This window comes from Rhizobium sp. BK650, from assembly GCF_014195325.1.
In the GTDB taxonomy this organism is placed as follows: Bacteria; Pseudomonadota; Alphaproteobacteria; order Rhizobiales; family Rhizobiaceae; genus Rhizobium.
In genome coordinates this window covers 105,555-127,112 of the sequence record NZ_JACIBK010000001.1, presented here as the reverse complement: position 1 = coordinate 127,112, position 21,558 = coordinate 105,555, and the positions used below count along the sequence as shown (strand labels likewise).

16 protein-coding genes are annotated in these 21,558 nt (G+C 59.7%); 6 read left to right on the top strand and 10 right to left on the bottom strand.

What is annotated here, in order from left to right:
* Positions 1–104: 104 nt before the first annotated feature.
* The 4 genes from FHX15_RS00570 to FHX15_RS00555 form a co-directional block, all read right to left on the bottom strand.
* Positions 105–1,889: an IlvD/Edd family dehydratase gene (locus tag FHX15_RS00570; RefSeq protein WP_184392750.1), complete on the bottom strand. Its 1,785-nt coding sequence runs from the start codon at positions 1,887–1,889 to the stop codon at positions 105–107.
* A 173-nt stretch (positions 1,890–2,062) separates the two neighbouring features.
* Positions 2,063–5,260 carry an efflux RND transporter permease subunit gene (locus tag FHX15_RS00565; RefSeq protein WP_184392748.1) on the bottom strand — a complete coding sequence of 1,066 codons (3,198 nt, stop codon included), beginning with the start codon at positions 5,258–5,260 and terminating at the stop codon, positions 2,063–2,065.
* 120 nt (positions 5,261–5,380) lie between these two features.
* Positions 5,381–6,571 carry an efflux RND transporter periplasmic adaptor subunit gene (locus FHX15_RS00560; RefSeq protein ID WP_184392746.1) on the bottom strand — a complete coding sequence of 397 codons (1,191 nt, stop codon included), beginning with the start codon at positions 6,569–6,571 and terminating at the stop codon, positions 5,381–5,383.
* Positions 6,572–6,618: 47 nt separating this feature from the next.
* The gene (locus FHX15_RS00555; protein WP_184392744.1) at positions 6,619–7,431 is read right to left on the bottom strand and encodes an alpha/beta hydrolase fold domain-containing protein; all 813 of its coding nucleotides are present in this window, start codon (positions 7,429–7,431) and stop codon (positions 6,619–6,621) included.
* A gap of 165 nt (positions 7,432–7,596) precedes the next feature.
* Between FHX15_RS00555 and FHX15_RS00550 the strand changes: the two genes are divergently transcribed.
* Positions 7,597–8,508 (top strand): LysR family transcriptional regulator, encoded by a 912-nt coding sequence (locus FHX15_RS00550; protein ID WP_184392742.1) that lies wholly within the window; start codon positions 7,597–7,599, stop codon positions 8,506–8,508.
* 216 nt (positions 8,509–8,724) lie between these two features.
* Here FHX15_RS00550 and FHX15_RS00545 read toward each other — a convergent pair whose 3' ends face one another.
* Positions 8,725–9,627 (bottom strand): SDR family oxidoreductase, encoded by a 903-nt coding sequence (locus FHX15_RS00545; RefSeq protein ID WP_184392741.1) that lies wholly within the window; start codon positions 9,625–9,627, stop codon positions 8,725–8,727.
* Between the two features lie 100 nt (positions 9,628–9,727).
* Complete coding sequence (locus tag FHX15_RS00540) at positions 9,728–10,468, bottom strand: SDR family oxidoreductase (RefSeq protein ID WP_184392739.1); 741 nt, start codon at positions 10,466–10,468, stop codon at positions 9,728–9,730.
* A 121-nt stretch (positions 10,469–10,589) separates the two neighbouring features.
* On the opposite strand from FHX15_RS00540, the gene FHX15_RS00535 reads away from it, so the two are divergent.
* From FHX15_RS00535 to FHX15_RS00525, 3 genes are all read left to right on the top strand, one after another.
* On the top strand, positions 10,590–11,504 hold the full coding sequence (locus FHX15_RS00535; RefSeq protein WP_184392737.1) for a LysR family transcriptional regulator: 915 nt from the start codon (positions 10,590–10,592) through the stop codon (positions 11,502–11,504).
* A 19-nt stretch (positions 11,505–11,523) separates the two neighbouring features.
* Positions 11,524–11,838, top strand: a complete 315-nt coding sequence (locus FHX15_RS00530) for a hypothetical protein (protein ID WP_184392735.1) — start codon at positions 11,524–11,526, stop codon at positions 11,836–11,838.
* A gap of 99 nt (positions 11,839–11,937) precedes the next feature.
* The gene (locus tag FHX15_RS00525; RefSeq protein WP_246778840.1) at positions 11,938–12,522 is read left to right on the top strand and encodes a DNA-3-methyladenine glycosylase; all 585 of its coding nucleotides are present in this window, start codon (positions 11,938–11,940) and stop codon (positions 12,520–12,522) included.
* A 14-nt stretch (positions 12,523–12,536) separates the two neighbouring features.
* Here the strand turns inward: FHX15_RS00525 and FHX15_RS00520 are convergent, their stop codons facing one another.
* The 3 genes from FHX15_RS00520 to FHX15_RS00510 are packed head-to-tail and all read right to left on the bottom strand — an operon-like array spanning position 12,537 to position 15,758.
* Positions 12,537–14,078 carry a DHA2 family efflux MFS transporter permease subunit gene (locus FHX15_RS00520; RefSeq protein WP_184392730.1) on the bottom strand — a complete coding sequence of 514 codons (1,542 nt, stop codon included), beginning with the start codon at positions 14,076–14,078 and terminating at the stop codon, positions 12,537–12,539.
* Between the two features lie 5 nt (positions 14,079–14,083).
* Positions 14,084–15,301, bottom strand: a complete 1,218-nt coding sequence (locus tag FHX15_RS00515; RefSeq protein ID WP_184392728.1) for an HlyD family secretion protein — start codon at positions 15,299–15,301, stop codon at positions 14,084–14,086.
* The gene (locus FHX15_RS00510) at positions 15,294–15,758 is read right to left on the bottom strand and encodes a MarR family winged helix-turn-helix transcriptional regulator (protein ID WP_184392726.1); all 465 of its coding nucleotides are present in this window, start codon (positions 15,756–15,758) and stop codon (positions 15,294–15,296) included. The genes FHX15_RS00515 and FHX15_RS00510 overlap by 8 nt, the downstream gene beginning before the upstream one ends.
* 494 nt (positions 15,759–16,252) lie before the next feature.
* Here FHX15_RS00510 and FHX15_RS00505 point away from each other — a divergent pair, with 494 nt between their 5' ends.
* Positions 16,253–17,428 carry an efflux RND transporter periplasmic adaptor subunit gene (locus FHX15_RS00505; protein ID WP_184392725.1) on the top strand — a complete coding sequence of 392 codons (1,176 nt, stop codon included), beginning with the start codon at positions 16,253–16,255 and terminating at the stop codon, positions 17,426–17,428.
* Positions 17,425–20,604, top strand: a complete 3,180-nt coding sequence (locus FHX15_RS00500; RefSeq protein ID WP_184392723.1) for an efflux RND transporter permease subunit — start codon at positions 17,425–17,427, stop codon at positions 20,602–20,604. The genes FHX15_RS00505 and FHX15_RS00500 overlap by 4 nt, the downstream gene beginning before the upstream one ends.
* Before the next feature lie 34 nt (positions 20,605–20,638).
* Here FHX15_RS00500 and FHX15_RS00495 read toward each other — a convergent pair whose 3' ends face one another.
* Positions 20,639–21,415, bottom strand: a complete 777-nt coding sequence (locus tag FHX15_RS00495; protein WP_184392721.1) for a metallophosphoesterase — start codon at positions 21,413–21,415, stop codon at positions 20,639–20,641.
* Between the last annotated feature and the right edge of the window lie 143 nt (positions 21,416–21,558).

The following is a 21,558-nucleotide window of genomic DNA, read 5'->3' as shown; positions in this document are numbered from 1 at the left end:
TTAATGAAGCCCTTTCATAAGTATCGAACTAGTTACCAGGTGAACTATTCGTTACGATCGCCTCTTTTTTAACCAGCATTGTTTTAGCCGGAGAATTCTCTCAATTAGTGATTGTGTCGCGGTGGGTTCTTGGCAATCTGACGGAAGTCAGCCGCCCCCTCGATGACAGCACCGTCCGAAAGCTGAGTCACCGTGCTGCGATAGATGCGCTGCCACGGTGTTGCGTCGGCCGGCACCGGCGGGATTCCATCACCCCTGCGCCGCTCGATTTCGGCCTCATCAACCAGCATATCGCAACGGCCCCGATTGAAATCGATGCGAATGATGTCGCCGGTCCTGAGCCAGGCCAAGCCACCGCCTGCCGCACTTTCCGGCGAGGCGTTGAGAATCGAAGGACTATCCGAAGTGCCGGACTGACGCCCGTCTCCGATCGTCGGCAGGCTCCTGATGCCGCGCTTCAAAAGATGATCCGGCGGCTGCATGTTGACGACTTCGGCAGAACCCGGCCAACCCAGCGGACCGGCGCCGCGGATGACGAGGATCGTATTTTCGTCTATGCCAAGCTCCGGATCGTTGATGCGCTTGTGGTAATCCTCCGAACCGTCAAAGATGACAGCCCTGCCTTCGAAGATTCCCTCACGTCCTGGCTCCTGCAGATAACGCTTACGGAAATCTTCGGACACGACGCTCATCTTCATGATGGCGAAATCAAAGAGATTACCCTTAAGAACGAGGAAGCCGGCGCGTTCCATCAAAGGCTCGTTATAGGGCTTGATGACATCGCGGTCGCGCGCCTCCCGCCCTTGAAGATTCTCCGCCATGGTCTTGCCGGTGACTGTACGACAGTCACCGTCGAGCTTGCCGGCCTGCAGCAGTTCCCACATGACGGCGGGCGTACCGCCGGCGCGATGAAACTTCTCGCCTAGATAGGCTCCTGCCGGCTGTACGTTAGCCAGCAGCGGGATGTCGAAGCCATGCACCTGCCAATCGTCGGGATATAGCTCGACGCCTGCATGTTTCGCCATGGCGGCAAGATGCGGCTGGGCATTGGTCGATCCGCCGATTGCCGAATTGGTCTTGATGGCATTGAGGAAGGCTTCTCGTGTCAGGATATCCGACGGCTTCAGGTCTTCGAATACGATTTCGACGGCGCGACGGCCGGTGCGATAAGCCATCTGGCCACGCTCCCGATAGGCAGCGGGGATGTTGCCGCACCCGGTCAGCGACAGGCCGAGCGCTTCGGCCAGCGCATTCATAGTCGAGGCCGTGCCCATCGTGTTGCAATGCCCCACGGAAGGCGCTGAATCGAGCGCTGTCTGCAGGAATTCCTCTTCATCGATCTCGCCGGCTGCGAGCTTCCGGCGCGACTGCCAGATCGCCATGCCCGAGCCCGCGAGTTTTCCTTCATGCCAGCCATCGAGCATTGGTCCGCCGGAGAGGACGATCGCCGGGATGTCGACCGTCGAGGCCGCCATGATCGCCGAAGGCGTCGTCTTGTCGCAGCCGGTCGTCAACACGACGCCATCGAGTGGATAGCCGTAGAGGATTTCGACGAGTCCGAGATAGGCGAGATTGCGGTCGAGTGCCGCCGTCGGCCGCTTGCAATTCTCAAAAATTGGATGGGTCGGAAATTCAATCGGAATGCCGCCTGCATCGCGAATGCCGTCACGCACACGCTTGGCGAGCTCGATATGGACACGATTGCACGGTGTCAGATCGCTGCCACTCTGGGCAATGCCGATGATCGGCTTGCCGGACCGCAGCTCCTCCGGTGTCACCCCGTAGTTCATGAAACGCTCCAAATAGAGCGCCGTCATGTCGATATGATCGGGGTTATCGAACCAATCCTGCGAACGCAGGCGGCGCTTTGCGGTCTTGATATCGGCCATTTCTTTCCTCCCGGTCGGGCATTCCAGCCCTCCCGAATTGTTGCCTGCCCTTGATATCCCCCTCACCTCAGCATGCAACCGTTTTGATGGACGTAACGCATATTTGTCGTATGCGTCAAAACGAAACGAGCGAGGACCGAAGTCCCCGCCCGATTTACCCGACAAAGGAGAGATTACTCCGCAGCGACCTTCATATGGTCGTCTTCATCCTGCGGATGATTGTCGTTGTGCTGGATGAGCGGACGGTTGCCCGTCATCCGGCGCAGGAGCACGTAGAACACCGGCGTCATGAAGATGCCGAAGAAGGTCACGCCGATCATGCCCGAGAAGACCGCGATACCCATGGCGGCGCGCATTTCCGAACCCGCACCCGTCGAGGTGACAAGCGGCACGACGCCCATGATAAAGGCCATCGACGTCATCAGGATCGGGCGCAGACGCAGGCGGCTGGCCTCGATGGCGGCTTCACGCGGCGTCCTGCCTTCGAACTCCAGTTCGCGGGCAAATTCCACGATCAGGATTGCGTTCTTGGCCGATAGACCGACAAGGACAACCAGGCCGATCTGCGTGAAGATGTTGTTGTCTCCACCGGTGAGCCAGACGCCGGTCAAGGCGGCTAGGACACCCATCGGCACGATCATGATGATCGCAAGCGGTAGCGTCAGGCTCTCATACTGGGCAGCAAGCACCAGGAAGACGAGCAGCAGCGCCAGCGGAAAGACGACGACGCTGGAATTACCGGCAAGGATCTGCTGGTAGGTCAGGTCCGTCCACTCGAAGTCGATACCCGAGGGCAGCGTTTCATGCAGGATCTTCTCAATCGCCGCCTGAGCCTGACCTGACGAGAAGCCTGGCGCCGGACCGCCATTGATGTCGGCAGCGAGGAAGCCGTTGTAGCGGTTCGCACGCTCGGGGCCGGTGCTGGCATTCACCTTCAGGAGCGCTGCAAGCGGGATCATCTGGCCCGATGCCGAACGAACCTTCAACTGGCCGATATCTTCCGGTTGGGCACGGAACTTGGCATCAGCCTGCACACGGACGCTGTAGGTGCGGCCGAAAGCGTTGAAGTCGTTCACGTAGAGCGAACCGAGATAGATCTGCAGCGTCTGGAAGACGTCGGTGACGGAAACCCCGAGCTGCTCGGCCTTGGCGCGGTCGAGGTCAGCGTAGAGCTGCGGCACGTTGATCTGGAAGCTGGAGAACAGGCCAGCCAGCTCAGGCGTCTGATAGGCCTTGGCAAGCACGGCCTTGGTGGCTTCGTCCAGCGCCTGGTTGCCAAGACCAGCACGATCTTCGATCTGCAGCTTGAAACCACCCGTCGTACCGAGGCCGTTGACGGGCGGCGGCGGGAACATGGCGATGAAGGCATCTTGTATGGCGCCGAACTTCTGGTTCAGGGCCATGGCAATTGCCCCGCCTGAAAGATCAGGTGTCTTGCGCTCCTCGAAATCCTTCAGCGTCACGAAGACAATGCCGGCATTCGACGAGTTGGTGAAGCCGTTGATCGACAGGCCCGGGAAGGCGATCGCATTGGCGACGCCCGGCTGCTTCAAGGCGATGTCGGTCATGCGCTTGATGACATCTTCAGTGCGGTCGAGACTGGCGGCGTCCGGCAGCTGGGCAAAGCCGATCAGATACTGCTTGTCCTGCGACGGCACGAAGCCGCCGGGAACCGTATTGAAGATGCTGTAGGTCGCACCGACAAGCGCAAGATAGATCACCATGACGATGCTCTTGCGCGATACCAGACCGCCAATGCTCTTGCCATAGGCATTCGAACCGGCGCCGAAAGCGCGGTTGAAGCCGCGGAAGAACCAGCCGAAGATCGCGTCCATGAACCGCGTCAACCAGTCCTTCGGCGCATGGTGACCTTTCAGGAGAAGGGCGGCGAGAGCCGGCGACAGGGTCAGCGAGTTAAAGGCGGAAATGACCGTCGAGATCGCGATCGTCAGCGCGAACTGGCGATAGAACTGACCCGACAGGCCGGAGATGAAGGCGAGCGGGACGAAGACCGCGACAAGCACCAGCGCGATCGCGATGATTGGGCCGGAGACTTCCTTCATTGCCTTATAGGTCGCCTGACGCGGACTGAGTCCGGCCTCGATGTTGCGTTCGACGTTTTCGACGACGACGATTGCATCGTCGACGACGATACCGATCGCCAGCACGAGGCCGAAAAGGCTGAGCGCATTGATCGAGAAGCCGAACATATACATGACCGCGAATGTACCGATGATGGATACCGGAACGGCAATCAGCGGGATGATCGAGGCGCGCCATGTCTGCAGGAACAGGATGACGACGAGAACGACGAGCGCGATGGCTTCGAGCAGCGTATCGATGACCTTTTCGATCGAGGAGCGAACGAACTTCGTCGTATCATAGACAATCTCGTACTTCACACCTGACGGCATGGCGAGCTGCAACTGATCCATGGTCGCGCGGACGTTGTCGGCGATCTCGATGGCGTTCGAACCCGGCGCCTGAAGAACGGCGACCGCGACAGCCGGCTTGCCGTCGAGCAGCGAGCGCAACGTGTAGTCGGCAGCGCCGAGTTCGATCCGCGCAACGTCGCGCAGACGGGTGATCTCGCCATTGGCGCCCGTCTTGACGATGATGTTGCCAAATTCCTCAGGAGTGCGCAGACGACCCTGGGCATTCACGTTGAGCTGAAGATCGACGCCCGGCTGGCTTGGCGAGGCACCAATGATGCCGGCAGCGGCCTGAACGTTCTGCGAGCTGATCGCGTTGCTGATATCACCGGCGGCAAGGTTATGCTCGGCGGCCTTCTGCGGATCGATCCACACGCGCATCGAATAGTCGCCGGCGCCAAAGACCTGCACCTGACCGACACCGGCGATGCGGGCGAGCCGGTCCTTGATGTTCAGTGTCGCATAATTGCGCAGATAGGTGATGTCATGGCTGTCTCCATCAGAGACGAGGTTCACAACCACGATGAAATTAGGCGAACTCTTGACCGTTGTGATGCCAAGCGCGCGAACTTCCGCCGGCAGGCGCGGTTCGGCCTGCGACACGCGATTCTGGACGAGCTGCTGCGCCTTGTCCGGGTCGGTGCCGAGCTTGAAGGTGACGGTGACGTTCAAGGCGCCATCAGACGTCGCCTGGCTCGCCATGTAGAGCATGCCCTCAACGCCGTTGATCTGTTCTTCCAGCGGTGTGGCTACCGTTTCGGCGATAACGGACGGGTTTGCGCCGGGATAGGTGGCATGGACTACGATGGACGGCGGCACGACCTCGGGATATTCGGAGATCGGCAGCGCCCGGAGGCAGATGAGGCCGGCGACCACGGTGAGGACCGAAAGAACACCGGCAAAGACCGGGCGGTCGATAAAGAATCTGGATATGTTCATTTCAAGGCCCTCTCCGGGGTGAACATGGATGCAAAGTCCCTTGCCGGTGGCTCCAAGCCGCACCGGCAGGTCATGTTATCTGGGACGACGGCCGCCTCCCCGAGGGAAGGAGGCGCAAATCTACTGAGCGGTCGCGACCTTCTCTTCCATCTGGGGCGCTACGACTGCACCCGGACGGATACGCTGAAGGCCATTGACGACGATCTTGTCTCCGACTTCGAGGCCCCCTTCGACCACGCGCTGGCCATCGAAAAGCGCACCGAGCTTGATCTGCCGGTAGTTGACCTTGTTCTGATCATCCACGACGAAGACGAATTTCTTGTCCTGGTCGGTGCCGACCGCGCGGTCACTGATGACGATCTTGTTCTCGGCCTTCGGCTGACCCATACGCACCCGCACGAACTGGCCGGGGATCAGCCTGCCACCGGGATTGTCGAAGACTGCCCGCACTGCAATGGTGCCGCTGGCGGCGTCAACCTCGTTGTCGACGAGCTGCAGCTTGCCCTTGATCGGCGTCCCCTCATCGGCGAGCGTGCCGATTTCAACCGGAATCTGCTCGACGGCCGGCAGTGCCGCGTTAGTTGCCGGAAGCTCGGAGAGAGCCTTCGTGACCATCTCTTCGCTTGCATTGAAGCTCGCATAGATCGGATCGACGGAGACGAGGGTCGTCAACTCGGGCGAAGCCGAACCGGCCGCGACAATGTTGCCGACCGTGACCTCGATCTTGCCAATACGCCCGGAAACCGGAGCACGTACCTGTGTGTAGTCAAGATCGAGTTGAGCGGACTGGAGCGCCGCCTGCGCAGAGCGCAAGCTCGCCCGGGCTTCCGCCAGGGTGCTCTGACGCTGGTCGAGATCGCTCTGCGAGATCGTCCGGTTGTCCGAGAGACGGCGGCCGCGATCGAGCTCGGTCTGCGCCAGGCTGACCTTGGCTTCGGCCGAAGCGACCTGACCCTGTGCCTGCGAGACGGCCGCCTGATAGGGAGCCGGATCGATGGTAAACAACAGGTCGCCCTGTTTCACCAAGGCGCCTTCGCGGAAATGCACGGACTGGATCGCGCCTCCAACGCGAGGACGGACCTGCACGCGGTCGATAGCTTCCAGTCGACCGGAGAAGCTCTCCCAGTTCGTCACGTCGCGGCTAGCGACGACAGCAACTGTTACCGGCACAGCTGGAGGCTGCGCAGGCTCGGAGGCGGCCGTAGCGGTTGCGCTCATCGGCAGTTCGAAAAAGATCGCTGCGGCCGAAACGGACGCAACTAGGCCCAGGCCGGCGCCCACAAGGGCCCAGCGCTTATTTTTGGACGTCATTGGTACTCTCCTTGCGGCCCAAACGGCCGTAAAAAATCAGTTCGTCGTCAATGCAATTGTGGCTGAACGCTCACGTCCTGAAGGAAATCTCCAAAATGGCGGCTGACGTTGTCCTGCCAGGTCGAAGTTCCCTCAGATTTTCCGCCATAAATTGAAGGCCAGCCTGTCCCGGCGGGGAGAACATGCTGGCGCACGCCAACGCCGGCCTTCTTCAGGCGAGCGGCGTAACCGACAGTTTCGTCGTGCAGCGGATCATCCTCCGCTGTAAAAATTAGCGCCGGCGCAACACCTGATATGCGCGAACAGAGACACGGCGCAGCATAGGGATGGCAGCCGCCACCACTCAGATAATGGCTCCAGCCTTCCGTCCAGCGTTGGCGCATGCCGATCTTGTCCGCCTTGCGGATCGAAGACGTTCCCATGAACGGGTCGAGAAGAGGAGAAAGCAGGATCTGGCCGTCGAGCGAATCCGGCATCTGGTCACGCGCTTTCAACGCAACACCGGCGGCGACGTTACCGCCTGCCTCTTCGCCGGCAACGAAAAGCAGCGACTTGCGGTCGCCGAGACCAGCCTTCTTGAGGGCAAGGTAAGAAAAGATCGAGTAGGAAACTTCGAGCGCCTTCGGAAAGACGTTACCCGAAAGCGTACTGTAGTCGGCGGAAACCACTATCGCACCGGCTTTTGCGAGGCTGTTTGCAATCGGACGATCGGCCTTCGGATCGTTGTCCAGAAACGCTCCTCCATGCAGATAGAGGACGATCGGCGGACCCTTGCCGAAATCGGCGCCCATATAGACACGCGCAGAAACGGGGCCGGCGGCCACCTTTTCCAGCACCATGTCTTTGATTTCGGGCACCATCGTCTCTATCTCTTCGCTACTTTTGCATTCGAGGGACAACGTCCGCCTCTTGCATTTTGCAATAAAAAGATATTGTTATTCAAATCAGGGAATAAGAAGCGATATCGCGATTACACTATTCCAAATCCCGAACAATGTTGCAATGCAAACTGCGGACTTGAACCGATGGATCAGCTCTCGGCAATGCGCGTCTTCATCCGCGTAGTGGAGACGGGCAATTTCACCCGCGCCGCCGACATGCTCGCCATGCCCAAGGCGACGGTGACCAATCTCATCCAGGGGCTTGAAGCGCATCTGCGCACCAAGCTTCTCAACCGTACCACACGCCGTGTCATGGTGACGACGGACGGGGCCCTGTATTACGAACGCGCCGCGCAGATCATTTCCGAGCTAGAAGAACTGGACGGCAGCCTTTCCAATTCGCAAAGTCTGCCGACGGGAAGACTACGCGTCGAGATGGCCGGTGCCTTTGCCGATTCCATCCTGGTACCGGCGCTCTGCGACTTTTATCAACGTTATCCCGATATCCGCATCGACCTCGGCGTCGGCGACCGCACCGTCGACTATCTTGCGGAAAACGTCGACTGTGCGTTGCGTGCCGGCACTCCGGCCGATCAGTCCCTAATTGCAAGACGCGTTTCCGAAATCGAAATGATCACTTGCGCCGCACCCCTCTATGTAGAGAAATTCGGCCTGCCGCAACGGCCGGAAGAGCTTGAAACCGAACATTATTCGGTCAACTATTTCCGTGCACAGAACAATCGCACGGTACCGTTCGAATTCCGCAAGGGCAACGAGATCATCGAAGTCAAGCCGCGCTACATTCTCTCCGTAAACGATAGCCGCACCTACATGACGGCGGCGCTCGCCGGCCTAGGCCTCGCCCAAATCCCGATCTTCATGGCGCGCGAGCCATTGGCAAAGGGGGAACTGGTTCAGACATTGACTGAATGGACGCGCGAGTCGCTGCCGCTTTACGTCGTCTATCCGCCGAACCGGCATCTCAGCAACAAGGTCCGCGTCTTCGTCGATTGGCTGGTGAAACTGTTGGCAGACGCCAAACTCAACGCGCGCTGACAAAAGAAGCAGCCCGTGATGGGAGGGATAACCGTCACGGGCTTGATCTGATGTCTGAAACTTGAGGCCTGTCGCGCCGCAGGAAAAGGCGCGGCAGGCCCTGGAGTGGAGGTCAGGAGACCGACAGCAGGAAAACCGTCCGCCTCCGTCTATGCTGATATAGGTGCGCTTGGCGGGATAGTAAGGGGCTGCCGTTCACAACTTTGCGACAGACGGTTATCCGTTGATAACAGGCTTCAGCAGATCCTCGATGCCGATGCGGCGGAAGAGTTCGGCACGCACACGATCTGCAACGCCGTTGACAATCTCAGCCCCATCTTCGGACGGATCGATATGGGTGCGGAACGGCCGCTTGCCGAAGGGCATGTTCACCACATCGGCGATGGCCGTCGCGACGGCGGAGGCATCTGCGTCCTCAGGTTCGAGCGAAGCAAGACCCTTCAGCGCTTGTTCCGACAGGCCCTTGTAAGGACCTTCATTATAGTCGGCAGCGCGCGCCGTATCAGCCGGTGAACCGGAATGGGCGAAGTGGTTTGTGCCCTTGGTGAAGGCGCCGGGAACGATGATTGCGGTTTCGATACCCCAACGGGTCAATTCACTGGCATAGGAGACGGCAAGCGAGTCCATGGCAGCCTTGGCAGCGAAATAGGGAGCAAGGTAGGGAGGTGTACCGCCACGGGTGCTCGATGAGGAAACCCAGACAATGAGACCCCTGCCCTGTTTGCGCAGGTGCGGCAGCACTGCCCGATTCACGCGTTGGGTGGAAAGCACGTTGATATCGAAAAGTTCGGCATATTGCTCCGGCGTAAATGCTTCGGCCGGGCCGAAGGACATGTGGCCGGCATTGTGGATGATTGTATCGATGTGGCTTTCGGCGGCGATCACCGTGGCGATACCGGCTTCGACGGAGACATCGGACGCGACATCCAGTTCGACGGCTTTCAGCTCGACGCCGTTTTCTTTGGAGAAGGCTTCGACTGCCTCGACCTGCGGCCGGTTGCGGCCTTCGGTCTCACGCATCGATGCGTACACGGTGTGGCCTTCCTTGGCGAGCGCGCGGGCTGCAAGAGCGCCGAAACCGCTTGAAGCACCGGTGATGACGATGACTTGCTTGCTCATGATCCTATTCCTTCTATTCGGGGGGCTGGCTATTCGAATGGGGTTGACGGAAAGAATGCGAGGGAAGAGCGTGGCGGTGCGGCACCGCCACGCATTTGCGTCAGACCATGCCGCCGTTGGCGCGCAGCACCTGACCGTTAACCCAGGCGCCGTCAGGGCCGGCGAGGAAGGCAACGACGCCGGCAATATCCTCGGGCGTACCCAGGCGCTCGAGGGGGTTGGCCTTGGCAAGGCGCTCGATCAGCTCGTCGCTCTTACCGGTGAGGAAGAGGTCGGTGGCCGTCGGGCCGGGAGCAACCGTATTGACGGTGATATGACGGCCACGCATTTCCTTGGACAGGATGGCCCCCATCGTCTCCACGGCCGCCTTGGTGGCGGCGTAGACGCTGTAGGTTTCCGGCTTCAGGCCGACGACCGAGCTTGAGAAGTTGATGACCCGGCCACCGTCACGTAGACGCTTGGCAGCCTCACGCAGCGTATTGAACGTGCCCTTGAGGTTGACGCTGATCTGGCGATCGAAGGTGGCGTCATCGACATCGGCAAGGCGCGAGAGCAACATGATACCGGCATTGTTGACGAGGACGTCGACACCGCCGAAGGCTGCCTCTGCCGCGTCGAACATGCGGCGCACAGCCTCCGTATCGGCGACATCGCCCTGTGCCGTCAGTGCCTTCCCGCCGGCTTTCTCGATCTTCTGGGCGAGCTCTTCGGCGAGCGCAGCGTTGCCGGCATAGTTGATGACGACGGTGAAACCGTCCTTTGCGAGACGCTCTGCAATCGAAGCACCGATGCCACGGGAAGCGCCGGTGACGAGAGCGACCTTGTTTTGATTGGCAGACATTTTCTTCTCCTTTGGTTCGGCACCGCAGCGCCCTTTCGATGAGAAGAAGATGTCCCTTTTCATTTGGCGGATAATCGGTCATTATTCGACATCACTATCCGCGAAACACGAACAAAATAATATGGACAGATTTGACGCCATGCGGGTCTTTTCCCGCGTCGTGGAGCGCCGCAGCTTCACGCTCGCAGCCGAAGATACCGGCCTGCCGCGTTCGACTGTGACGGATGCCGTCAAACAACTGGAAGCTCGCCTTGGCGTGCGCCTGCTCCAGCGCACGACGCGCCATGTCAGCCCGACGCTCGACGGCGAAGCCTACTATCAGCGCTGCCTGTCGATACTCGCCGACATCGAAGATGCCGAAGGTGCCTTTGCCGGCGCCAAGCCGAAAGGGCTGCTGCGGGTAGACGTACATGGCACGCTTGCCCGGCATTTCGTACTGCCGAGCCTGCCGTCATTTTTGGAGACCTACCCCGATATCGAATTCTACATGAGCGAAGGCGACCGACTGGTGGACCTGGTGCGCGAAGGCATCGATTGCGTGCTGCGGGTCGGGGTGCCGCAGGACAGCGACATGGTCGCCCGCCGCGTCGCGATGCTGGACGAGGTCACCTTAGCCTCACCGTCCTACATCGCCGCCTTCGGCAATCCTGAACATCCCGACAGGCTCAAGGCACATCGCATGGTCGGCTTCCGCGCAACCGGCAGCACAGGTCCGCTGCCGCTCGAGTTCATCGTGGACGGCAGCGTCCGCAACATCGCCATTCCGGCGACCGTAACCGTCAACGCCGCTGAAAGCTATATTTCCGCCGCCCGCATGGGTCTCGGCATAGTCCAAATCCCACGTTATCACGCCGAACAGGATCTCGCTGCCGGCGCTCTCGTCGAAGTGCTTGCAGATTTTCCGCTCACGCAAACGCCGGTTTCGTTGCTCTATCCGCGAAACCGCCAGCTTTCACCGCGGGTGCGCGTCTTCATCGATTGGCTGGTCAAGGTCTTTGCTCGACAAAATGCCGAAAACACGGTTCACTCCTATTAGCGCTTTCGGAGGAACAGACGTGGCACTCAGCGATATCATGGTCTACCAGACCGACGTGGGCTTTGTTGTCGAATTTGGCGGAGAGGGTGAGGACCGGATTGCGGTGACCCTGCGCGAAGCCCCCGACCTCACGAACGACAATGCCATCGCCAAAGCCAAGGCGCTTTTGAGCTCGGCATTCGAACCCGTCCACGGCGACAGCGCCCGCAGCAAGGATGCCGCCTTACTGGAGGAAGAACTGAACGAAGGCCTCGAAGATTCCTTCCCGGCAAGCGATCCGGTCTCCGTCACCGTATCTTCCATTCCGATGCGCGACCCCAGCGCCGGCCACTAGATCCGCGCCGAAATGATACTGTTGAAGTAACGAGCCATACATTGTTCGGGTGACAGACGGTCGATGGGAATGGTATCGCCAATCTCCATGAGCATAGAGATGATCAAAGGCGCGATCGGCGCCGGCCCGCTCGCCGGGGAAAGCCTGCGCCATTTCTTCGAACGCGATGCGATCGAAGTCGCTCGCGATCTGCTCGGTTACCATCTGACGGTCAACGGTTCGGGCGGACGGATCACGGAGACGGAAGCCTATAACCCTGACGACGAAGCCTCCCACAGTTTCCGCGGTCCGACGAAGCGCAACGGCGCCATGTATGGCCGTCCCGGCAATGTCTACATCTACCGCATCTACGGCATGTACTGGTGTCTGAACTTTGTCTGCACGCCGGGTTCGGCGGTGCTAATCCGTGCGCTGGAGCCGGAAATCGGGATGCCCGACATGATGGAGCGAAGAGGCACCGATGTGCTGACCCAGCTCTGCAGCGGCCCGGGCAAACTTTGCCAGGCGCTCGGCATCGATATCTCCATCAATGATCGAGCGCTCGATCAAATGCCTTATGCGATCTCGCCGTCTGCACCCGTGCCAATCGTCTCGGGCAAGCGCATAGGCATCACGAAAAATGCCGAAGCACCGTGGCGCTTCGGCATTCAGGGATCGCGATATCTAAGTAAGCCGTTTCGCTGAGTGGGTCTTGGCTGTCATTCCATGACGGCACTGTGGTCCATGGCTGGGGCGGCCTTAGGCTTGCGCAGCAGCAGCACCAGCGGCATCACTGCCAGTGACATCAGCATCAGCAGCTTGAAGTCATCCATATAGGCGATGATGGTCGACTGCAGCGTGATGACCTCATTGAGGGCCGCGCGGCCGACTGCGGTCAGCGGGCTGAGACCCTGCGCTGCCGTCGCATCGAAGGCTCTGTTGAACGGCGTCACATAGGCCGCAATCGACTCGTGATTGCTTTGCGTGTTCTCGACGATCAGTGCCGAGACGATCGAGATGCCGACCGAGGAGCCGATATTGCGTGACAGGTTATAAAGGCCCGTCCCATCGCCGCGCATCTGGGCCGGCAGCGTTGCAAAAGCAATCGTCGTCAGCGGCACGAAAAGGAAGCCGAGACCCGCACCCTGGACGAAGCCAACCGACACGATCGTCCACTGCGACACGTCAGGCGTCCAGCCGGTCATGTCATACATCGCCCAGGCCGTCAGGCCGAGGCCGAGCAGCAACAGCCAGCGCGTATCCACCTTGCCGATCAGTCGACCGACGATGAACATGCATAGCATGGTGCCCAAGCCACGTGGCCCCATGACGATGCCTGCCGTAATGACCGGATAACCCATCAGTGTCTGCAGATAGGGCGTCATCAGCGCCAGTGAGGCGAGATAGGTGATGCCGATCACGAAGATGAAGATCATGCTGACAGTAAAGTTCTGGTCGAGGAACAGTCGCGGATTGACGAAGGATTTCTCCGCCGTCAGCGTATGCACCAGAAGCAGATAGAAAGCGGCGGCACAGACGATCGCTTCGATCATGATTTCGCCGGAGGAAAACCAGTCGAGCTGCTCGCCACGGTCAAGGAAGAGCTGCAGTGAGGCGATAAACAGGCTCATCATCCCGAAGCCGAACCAGTCCAGCTTGGCGAGCGCATCCCTCTTCGTTTCCGAAACGAAGATGACGATGCCGGCAAAGGCGAGAGCCCCGATCGGCACGTTGATGTAAAAGACCCAGCGCCAGCTGATATTATCCGTCAGCCAGCCGCCGATGACAGGGCCGAGGACCGGCCCGACCATGACCGAGACGCCGAATAGGGCCATGGCCGAGCCACGCTCCTCGACGGAATAGATGTCAAGGAGGATGCCCTGGGAAAGTGGAACCAGCGAGGCGCCGAACAGGCCCTGCAGCAGGCGGAAAGCAACGATCTGCGGCAGCGACTGCGCCAGACCGCAAAGCACGGAAGCAACGACGAAACCGACGATCGCCGTCAGCAGCACGCGCTTGCGGCCGAACTTGGCGGCAAGGAAGCCCGACGGCGGCGTCATGATCGCGGCCGCGACGATATAGGACGTCAGAACCCAGTTGATTTGGTCGGCCGACGCCGAAACGCTGCCCTGGATATAGGGCAGCGCCACGTTGGCGATCGTCGTATCCAGCGCCTGCATGATGACGGCCAAGATGACGCAGGCCGTGATCGCGCCGCGATTGGCAACCGGGGTTGCCGGTGATGCAGGAGCAATGCTCATGGCCGTTACTCGTGGCTCTTGCCGTGGCCCAGAAGATTGTTGACGAAATCAGGCAGGCCGCGGGCATGGCCGGTATCGACCTCGACGACCGTGCTCATGCCGACGCGAAGTGGCGGCTTGCCCTGAGAGTCGTCGATGCTGACCCGCATTGGAATGCGCTGTACGACCTTTACCCAGTTGCCGGTCGTATTCTGTGCCGGCAGCAACGAGAAGGAAGAACCCGATGCCGGGCTAATGCTCTCGACCTTGCCTCTCCACAGGACGCCCGGATAGGTGTCGACATAGATATCGACCGACTGGCCGGGCTTGACGTAAGTGAGCTCGGTTTCCTTGGGGCTCGCGGCAATCCACAGATGCGAGGTCGAAACCAGCGAGAAGGCCTGCTGCGAAGCCTGCAAATAGGAGCCGACCTGCAACGCATTCACATTGGTGACGATGCCGTCGAAAGGCGCCTTGACGACGCTGTGATCAAGCTCGCGCTGGGCATTGTCGACCTGTGACTTGGCCTGCAGATAGAGCGGGTTTTCCTCAACCGGCTGGTCCGCATTGCCGCCGAGCTGGGCAAGCGTCGTTGCAGCTTGCGCCTTGGCGACCGAAACCTTCTGCTGGGCCGCTTCGAGATTATGCTTGGCTTCGTCATAGGCTGACTGCGTCGCGCTGCCGTTGTTCACGAGATTCTGCTGCCGGTCGAACTGGTCCTGGTAATAGGGCAGATCGGCTTCGGCCTGCGTGATCTCGGCGAGCGACTGCTGATAGCTGGCCTTGAGGTTCATGATCTGGTTGCGCTGGGCGCCAAGCTGCGCCTTGGCGCCGTCGAGCGCGATCCTGAAGGAATCCGGCTGCAGGCTGAAAAGCACCTGCCCTGCCTTGACCTGCTCGTTCTCATGCACGTTGATCTTGTCGACGATACCCGAAACGTCGGTCGTGATGCCCACCATATCGGCCTGGATATAGGCATTGTCGGTCGACATGATCTGACCGCCATTGACGTAGTAATAACCGCCGACGACGAGCGCCACGGGGAGAAACGCAAACAGAACGGGGCGAGTGAAGCTGCGCCGGCGGCGGACCTTGTTGCCGCCAGGCGCAGCCACCGCGGCAGCCGCGGGCGCTGAATTGGATGAAGGCGCCTCAGCTACCGTTTCCGGTTGTTGGATAATTTCTTCGGCAGGTTTTTTGGCATTGGCGTCGGACACGACGCGCAAAGGGGATTGGTCAGCCATGATTCGTCTCATTCTCGGCGACCGGGGACCGGCACGCCTGCACCAAGTTCGTCTTCATTACGGATAAGGTATCGAAAAGCTGGTCGCGCTGGTCCGGAGTGATGCTTTCCAGAGCTTCGCCGCGGGTCACGTCGCCGATTTTGCGCATTTCGGCGAGAATCGGATGGGCTGCTTCACGCATATAAAGCAGCCAGATACGCCGGTCGGTCGGATGCTGGCGGCGTTCGATCAGGCCGCGCTCGGCAAGCTTGTCGAGGATGCGGACCAGCGTGATCGGCTCGATTTCGAGGATTTCTGCAAGCCCGCTCTGATGAATGCCCTCGTTATTGGCGAGGTAGGCAAGCGTCTGCCACTGAGACCGCGTCAGCCCAAGGTCTTTTGCGCGCTGCTCGAACCGCTTGCGCAGCAGACGGGCAACATCGTGCAGAAGAAACCCAAGTGTTGGATTGTGGGTCATACACCTTCGCCGGCTAGTAATAAGCATCCTTATGATGTCGGTACATATATTGAGCACGTCAAATGCACAAGGACGCAACACAAGATTTCACGCCTACAGCCAAAATGCCGCAGCCCACGATTAGGCGGAGCTTCCGACCCCGCTTTTTTAAGAGTTCGAGTGGCGGGCAAAATGCGTATCGCCAATGTGATAAAGCGGATCTCACCGGAAATGCAGGGGTTTGAGAAACTCCACATCCGTGCACTCAATTGGCATTTGCAATTTTTGGATTCTCCCGTTTATAGTCTGCGTTCAGTGGGTTACGGAGAAGCGAATTTTCTCGCTCCGGTTGATTTGAAGATGCAGCCTTGTATCTGTCATCTTCCCGGTAGCCCCGCATGAGTAGAATTCGGACTTAGGACGAAGGCTCATGCTTTCGTTCCAGCAGGCACGGACAGCTTATTTCAGGCATGAGTTCAGGCGGCTGCATTCGGCCGCCCGCAAGGGGGACCGGAATGGCTTATTCGCTTCGACAGACACTGGCGCTCAGCTGCTTTGCAGCCCTTCTGCCGCTTATCGCTGAGGCGCAGCAGGCATCTGCTCCCCCGCCTGTCACCGTCGCCAAACCCGTCGTACGCGACGTAGTCGACAATGACGAATTCATCGGTCGCTTCGAGCCTGTCGACGAGGTCTCCGTCCGCTCGCGTGTCGGTGGCTACCTGCAAGAAATCGACTTTACCGATGGAGCCCTGGTGAAGAAGGGGGACCGCCTGTTCGTCATCGATCAGCGGCCGTTCGTAACCGCCCTCAATCAGGCCAATGCCGCGCTCGAAGCGTCGAAATCGGCACTGGTCTTTGCCGACGCGCAGTATAAACGCGCCCAGTCGCTTGCTTCGAGTGGCAGTCAGTCGGCGCAGACTCTTGACGATCGCCGCCGTGAATTCGATTCGGCCCAAGCCAATGTCCGCGGCGCGCAAGCTGCAGCCGATCGCGCCGCTCTCGACATGGAATATACGGAGATCGTTGCGCCGCTCAGCGGCCGCATCGACCGCCGCCTGATTTCCGCCGGCAACCTAGTGCAGACCGACCAGACCGTGCTGACAACGATCGTTTCCCTCGACCCGATCGACTTCTATTTCGATGTCGACGAGCGCCGGCTGCTGAATTTCGCCGACACGGCGCGTAAACTCGGCAAGGATCTCCAGCAGGGCGGCGGCGGGCTCGACGTCACCGTCACGATCTCGGATCCCAATGCCAAGCCATTCATGGGAAAACTTGATTTCGCTGAGAACCGGATCGACAATGAGAGCGGCACCATTCGTCTGCGTGCCCGCTTTCCCAACCCCGATCTCGTGCTTCAGCCAGGCCTCTTCGGTCGCATCCAGGTCGCAGCCTCAAACACCTATCAGGCCATCCTTGTCCCCGACGAAGCAATCAGCTCGGATCAGAACGAGCGTGTCGTTTACGTCGTCGGCGCCGACGGTACCGTTTCGACCAAGCCTGTGCGGCCTGGTCCGCGGCTCTACGGCTACCGCGTCATTCGTGAAGGCCTCGATGGCACCGAGACGATCATCGTCAACGGCCTGATACGCGCCCGACCTGGCGCCAAGGTCACGCCCAAGATGGCCGAACTGCCGAAGGAGCGAACCGATGCTCCGCCGGAAGCTGCCGGTGCGGAGAGCAGCCAATGAGATTTGCTCATTTCTTCGTAGACCGGCCGATCTTTGCGGCCGTCATCTCGATCGTTCTTCTCGTGGTCGGCAGCATCGCCTATACGCAATTGCCGGTCTCTCAATATCCCGAGATCGCGCCGCCGACCATCGTCGTGCGTACCTCTTATCCAGGTGCCGACCCGCAGACGATCGCCGACACGGTCTCGACCCCGCTCGAACAGCAGATCAACGGCGTGGAAGACATGCTCTACATGTCTTCCTATTCCAGCGCCGACGGCGCTATGTCGCTGACGATCACCTTCAAGCTCGGCACCGATCTCGACAAGGTCCAGGTTCTGGTTCAGAACCGCGTTTCCATCGCGCTGCCCCGCCTTCCCGACGAAGTCCAGCGACTCGGCGTGACCACCGACAAGAGCTCGCCGGACCTGATGATGGTGGTTCACCTCTTGTCGCCGTCGCACCGATACGACCAGCTCTACGTCTCGAACTACGCCCGTAACCGCATCCGCGACGTTCTCGTGCGCCTTGATGGCGTGGGCGACGTGCAGCTGTTTGGTGAGCGCCAGTACTCGATGCGAATTTGGCTGGACCCTGAAAAGCTCTCCGCCTACGGAATGACATCCGATGATGTCGTCGCCGCGTTGAGGGACCAGAACGTTCAGGTGTCGGGCGGCAAGATCGGCGCGCCGCCCGTTACAGGCAAGAATGCGTTCGAATACACGGTGCGAACGGACGGACGTTTCTCAGACGTGCGGCAGTTCCGCTATGTCATTGTCAAATCGACAGCCAGCGGCCGGCTCGTGGCCCTGCAGGATGTCGCACGTATCGAACTTGGCGCGCAGGATTACGTTACCAACAGCTATCTCAACAACGACCCCGCTGTCGCTCTCGGCATCTTCGCCCGTCCGGGAACAAACGCGCTGGACACGGCCCATCAGGTCCAAGGCATCATGAAGGATCTGTCGCAGAATTTCCCGCCGGGTCTGGAATATCGCATCGTCTACGATACGACCGAATTCATCTCGGACTCTATCTATGAAGTCTACAGGACCATCGCTGAGGCGGCGATCCTCGTGGCGATCGTCGTTCTCGTCTTCCTGCAATCGTGGCGAACGGCGATCATTCCGATCATCGCCATCCCGGTATCGCTGATCGGCACCTTCGCAATTCTGCTCGCCTTCGGCTTCTCGCTCAACATGCTCACCTTGTTCGGCCTCGTGCTGGCGATTGGTATTGTCGTCGACGACGCGATCGTGGTGGTGGAAAATGTCGAACGAAACCTGGCGCGGGGCATGACGCCGAAGGAGGCTGCGCATGTGACCATGGACGAAGTCGGCACTGCCGTCGTCGCCATCTCGCTGGTGCTGATCGCGGTATTCGTGCCGACGGCCTTCATTCCAGGCATCTCCGGACAGTTCTACAGACAGTTCGCAGTCACGATCTCAGTCACGACAGCCATTTCGGCATTGAACTCGCTCACACTGTCGCCTGCGCTGGCGGGGATCTTGTTGAAATCCCATGATCACGAGACCAGGCGCAAGAACATCTTCTCCCAGCTTGGAGGCGGCCTTGCAAACGGCTTCAACCACGGGTTCGATCGGCTGAGCTCAGGCTATTCTTGGATCGTCCGGCACCTGGTCAGCGGTTGGGTGGGATTGACCTGCTCCTTGGTCGCCTTCGCCTGCCTGCTCGGAGCGACCTGGTATATGGGCCAGAGAGTTCCCTCCGGCTTCATCCCGACCATGGACCAGGGTTACGCAATCGTCGTCATCCAGCTTCCTGACGGTGCTTCGCTTGCCCGTACCGATGCCGTCGTCAAACAGGTTGGCGAGATCGCCCGGACGGTGCCCGGTGTCGGCAATGCCGTGCAATTTGCCGGCTTCAGCGGTGCGACCTTCACCAATGCCTCGAATGCCGGCGTCGTCTTCGTCCCGTTCAAATCCTTTGCGGAACGTGAAGAAGGCGGCGAGACCGCAAACAAGATCATCGGCGAGCTTTACGGCAAGCTGCAAAGCATCCAGGAAGCCTTCATCATTGCCATCCCGCCGCCATCCGTGCGCGGCGTTGGCAATTCCGGCGGTTTCAAGATGCAGATCCTGGATCTTGAAAACTCTGATATGACGCGTGTCCTTGGCCTCGCCCGTCAGATGATGGGCGCTGCGGCGACGGCTCCGGGACTGACAGGCGTCTTTACGACGTTCTCGGATGCGAGTCCGCAATATTTCCTTGCGATCGACCGCGACAAAGCCCGTTTCCTGAACGTGCCGATCCCCAACATCTTCAACGCCTTGTCTATCAATCTCGGTGTCGCCTATGTGAACGATTTCAATGCGTTCGGGCGTGTCTACCAGGTTCGCGCCCAGGCTGATCGGCAATATCGCATGGACAGGGACGACATTCTCGCGTTGAAGGTTCGATCGGCAACCGGCGCGTTGGTCCCGCTTGGCACCCTGATGGATATCCAGGATTCCAGCGGTCCGGCACTTGTCCAGCGCTACAACATGTATGTCTCGGTGCCGCTTCAGGGCAACCCGACACCCGGCACATCGACCGGCGACGCCATCAAGAAGATGGAAGCACTGGCGGCGCAGATCCTGCCACCGGGCACGTCCTTCGAATGGACAGAGCTTGCCTATCAGGAAACTCACACCGGCAACACGGCGATCTATATCTTCGCCCTGTCGGTGATCTTCGTCTTCCTCGCGCTGGCGGCACAATATGAAAGCTGGATCCTGCCTCTGGCGATCATTCTCATCGTTCCGCTTGCAGTACTGGCGGCACTGATCGGTGTGTCGCTGAGAGGAATGGACAATAACGTCCTGACGCAAATCGGCCTGATCGTCCTGATCGGCCTTGCGGCTAAGAACGCCATTCTGATCGTCGAGTTCGCAAGACAGGCAGAAGAAGAAGGCAAGAGCGCCGTGGATGCCGCGATCGAGGCAAGTCATCTTCGCCTGCGGCCGATCCTGATGACGGCCTTCGCCTTCATCTTCGGCGTTCTGCCGCTAGCCATCGCCACCGGCCCCGGTGCTGAAATGCGCCAATCGCTTGGCACGGCCGTCTTCTCCGGTATGCTGGGCGTAACGTTCTTCGGCCTGTTCCTGACGCCGGTCTTCTATGTCGTGCTGCGCGGCTGGCGCAAAAAGCCGGCGGAGGCACCGGCTCAAGCAGATGCTGAGGAGAATGCCGCCTAAGCAAGTCCAGCAAAAAGCGCATATCAGTTTTGCGTCAGGTGGAGAAGAGGTGAACCTGCCCCTGCCAGAACCGGGCTACGGAAAGTTTCCCGCTTCTGAAGGCACGGGTATCGAGATTCAGTCGCATCGGCTGCACATCGGGCTGGTCGCCCGGCGTGTGCCCATGCACGACCAGTTTCGGCAGCGGCAATGAGCTTTCCAGGAAACGCTGGCGGATGAAGGCTAGGTCGTCATCGGCTTGCTCTTCAAGTGGTACGCGCGGGTCGATGCCGGCATGCACGAAGACGATGTCAGGCGTATCGAGCATGATCGGCATGGCGCGAATGAAATCGATGTGGGTATGCGGCAGCGACTGGCGGATGAACGCGTCGAGCTGCGCACCGGAGCGGAAGAGCAGCGGCAGATGATCTGGATCGAGACCGTAGGATCTCAGAAGCTCGGCCGCACCCATGGTCATCCAGTCATCATAGGATGCCCAGCCGTCGATATAGTCGAGCATGACGATCTCGTGGTTGCCGGCAAGGCAGATGCGCTCGAAGCCCTCCGGCGCCGGGTCCATGAGATGGCTGAGCACATGCGCCGATTGCGGCCCGCGATCAATATAATCGCCCAGCATGACAATGAGCTTGGTACCCGGCAGACGCTCCGCATCGCGCACGATCGCCTCTTCGGCTTTCTGCAGCAGATCGAGGCGCCCATGCACGTCGCCGATGGCATAGGTCGGAATATCAGCTATATTCATGCCTATGCGCGGGCGCGACTGACGCCCAGCCTTCGAACCCTCGCGGCTTCGTGCAAGAGAATTGCTCATCATCATTCCTGATCAACTGGCCGTCCCATAGCCATAAGTAGATCATACGCCAAGGCGATCAAGCTGGTAATAAAATTCGGCCGGCGCGGCATTTATAGAAAAACCGCCCTTACGCAGGCCGATGCAATTGCGCAGTTTTAGCG

Bases quoted from the DNA above. Each gene is read 5' to 3' on its own strand.
- FHX15_RS00570 (WP_184392750.1), bottom strand. From the start codon at position 1,889: ATGGCCGATATCAAGACCGCAAAGCGCCGCCTGCGTTCGCAGGATTGG.
- FHX15_RS00565 (WP_184392748.1), bottom strand. From the start codon at position 5,260: ATGAACATATCCAGATTCTTTATCGACCGCCCGGTCTTTGCCGGTGTT.
- FHX15_RS00560 (WP_184392746.1), bottom strand. From the start codon at position 6,571: ATGACGTCCAAAAATAAGCGCTGGGCCCTTGTGGGCGCCGGCCTGGGC.
- FHX15_RS00555 (WP_184392744.1), bottom strand. From the start codon at position 7,431: ATGGTGCCCGAAATCAAAGACATGGTGCTGGAAAAGGTGGCCGCCGGC.
- FHX15_RS00550 (WP_184392742.1), top strand. From the start codon at position 7,597: ATGGATCAGCTCTCGGCAATGCGCGTCTTCATCCGCGTAGTGGAGACG.
- FHX15_RS00545 (WP_184392741.1), bottom strand. From the start codon at position 9,627: ATGAGCAAGCAAGTCATCGTCATCACCGGTGCTTCAAGCGGTTTCGGC.
- FHX15_RS00540 (WP_184392739.1), bottom strand. From the start codon at position 10,468: ATGTCTGCCAATCAAAACAAGGTCGCTCTCGTCACCGGCGCTTCCCGT.
- FHX15_RS00535 (WP_184392737.1), top strand. From the start codon at position 10,590: ATGGACAGATTTGACGCCATGCGGGTCTTTTCCCGCGTCGTGGAGCGC.
- FHX15_RS00525 (WP_246778840.1), top strand. From the start codon at position 11,938: ATGATCAAAGGCGCGATCGGCGCCGGCCCGCTCGCCGGGGAAAGCCTG.
- FHX15_RS00520 (WP_184392730.1), bottom strand. From the start codon at position 14,078: ATGAGCATTGCTCCTGCATCACCGGCAACCCCGGTTGCCAATCGCGGC.
- FHX15_RS00515 (WP_184392728.1), bottom strand. From the start codon at position 15,301: ATGGCTGACCAATCCCCTTTGCGCGTCGTGTCCGACGCCAATGCCAAA.
- FHX15_RS00510 (WP_184392726.1), bottom strand. From the start codon at position 15,758: ATGACCCACAATCCAACACTTGGGTTTCTTCTGCACGATGTTGCCCGT.
- FHX15_RS00505 (WP_184392725.1), top strand. From the start codon at position 16,253: ATGGCTTATTCGCTTCGACAGACACTGGCGCTCAGCTGCTTTGCAGCC.
- FHX15_RS00500 (WP_184392723.1), top strand. From the start codon at position 17,425: ATGAGATTTGCTCATTTCTTCGTAGACCGGCCGATCTTTGCGGCCGTC.
- FHX15_RS00495 (WP_184392721.1), bottom strand. From the start codon at position 21,415: ATGAGCAATTCTCTTGCACGAAGCCGCGAGGGTTCGAAGGCTGGGCGT.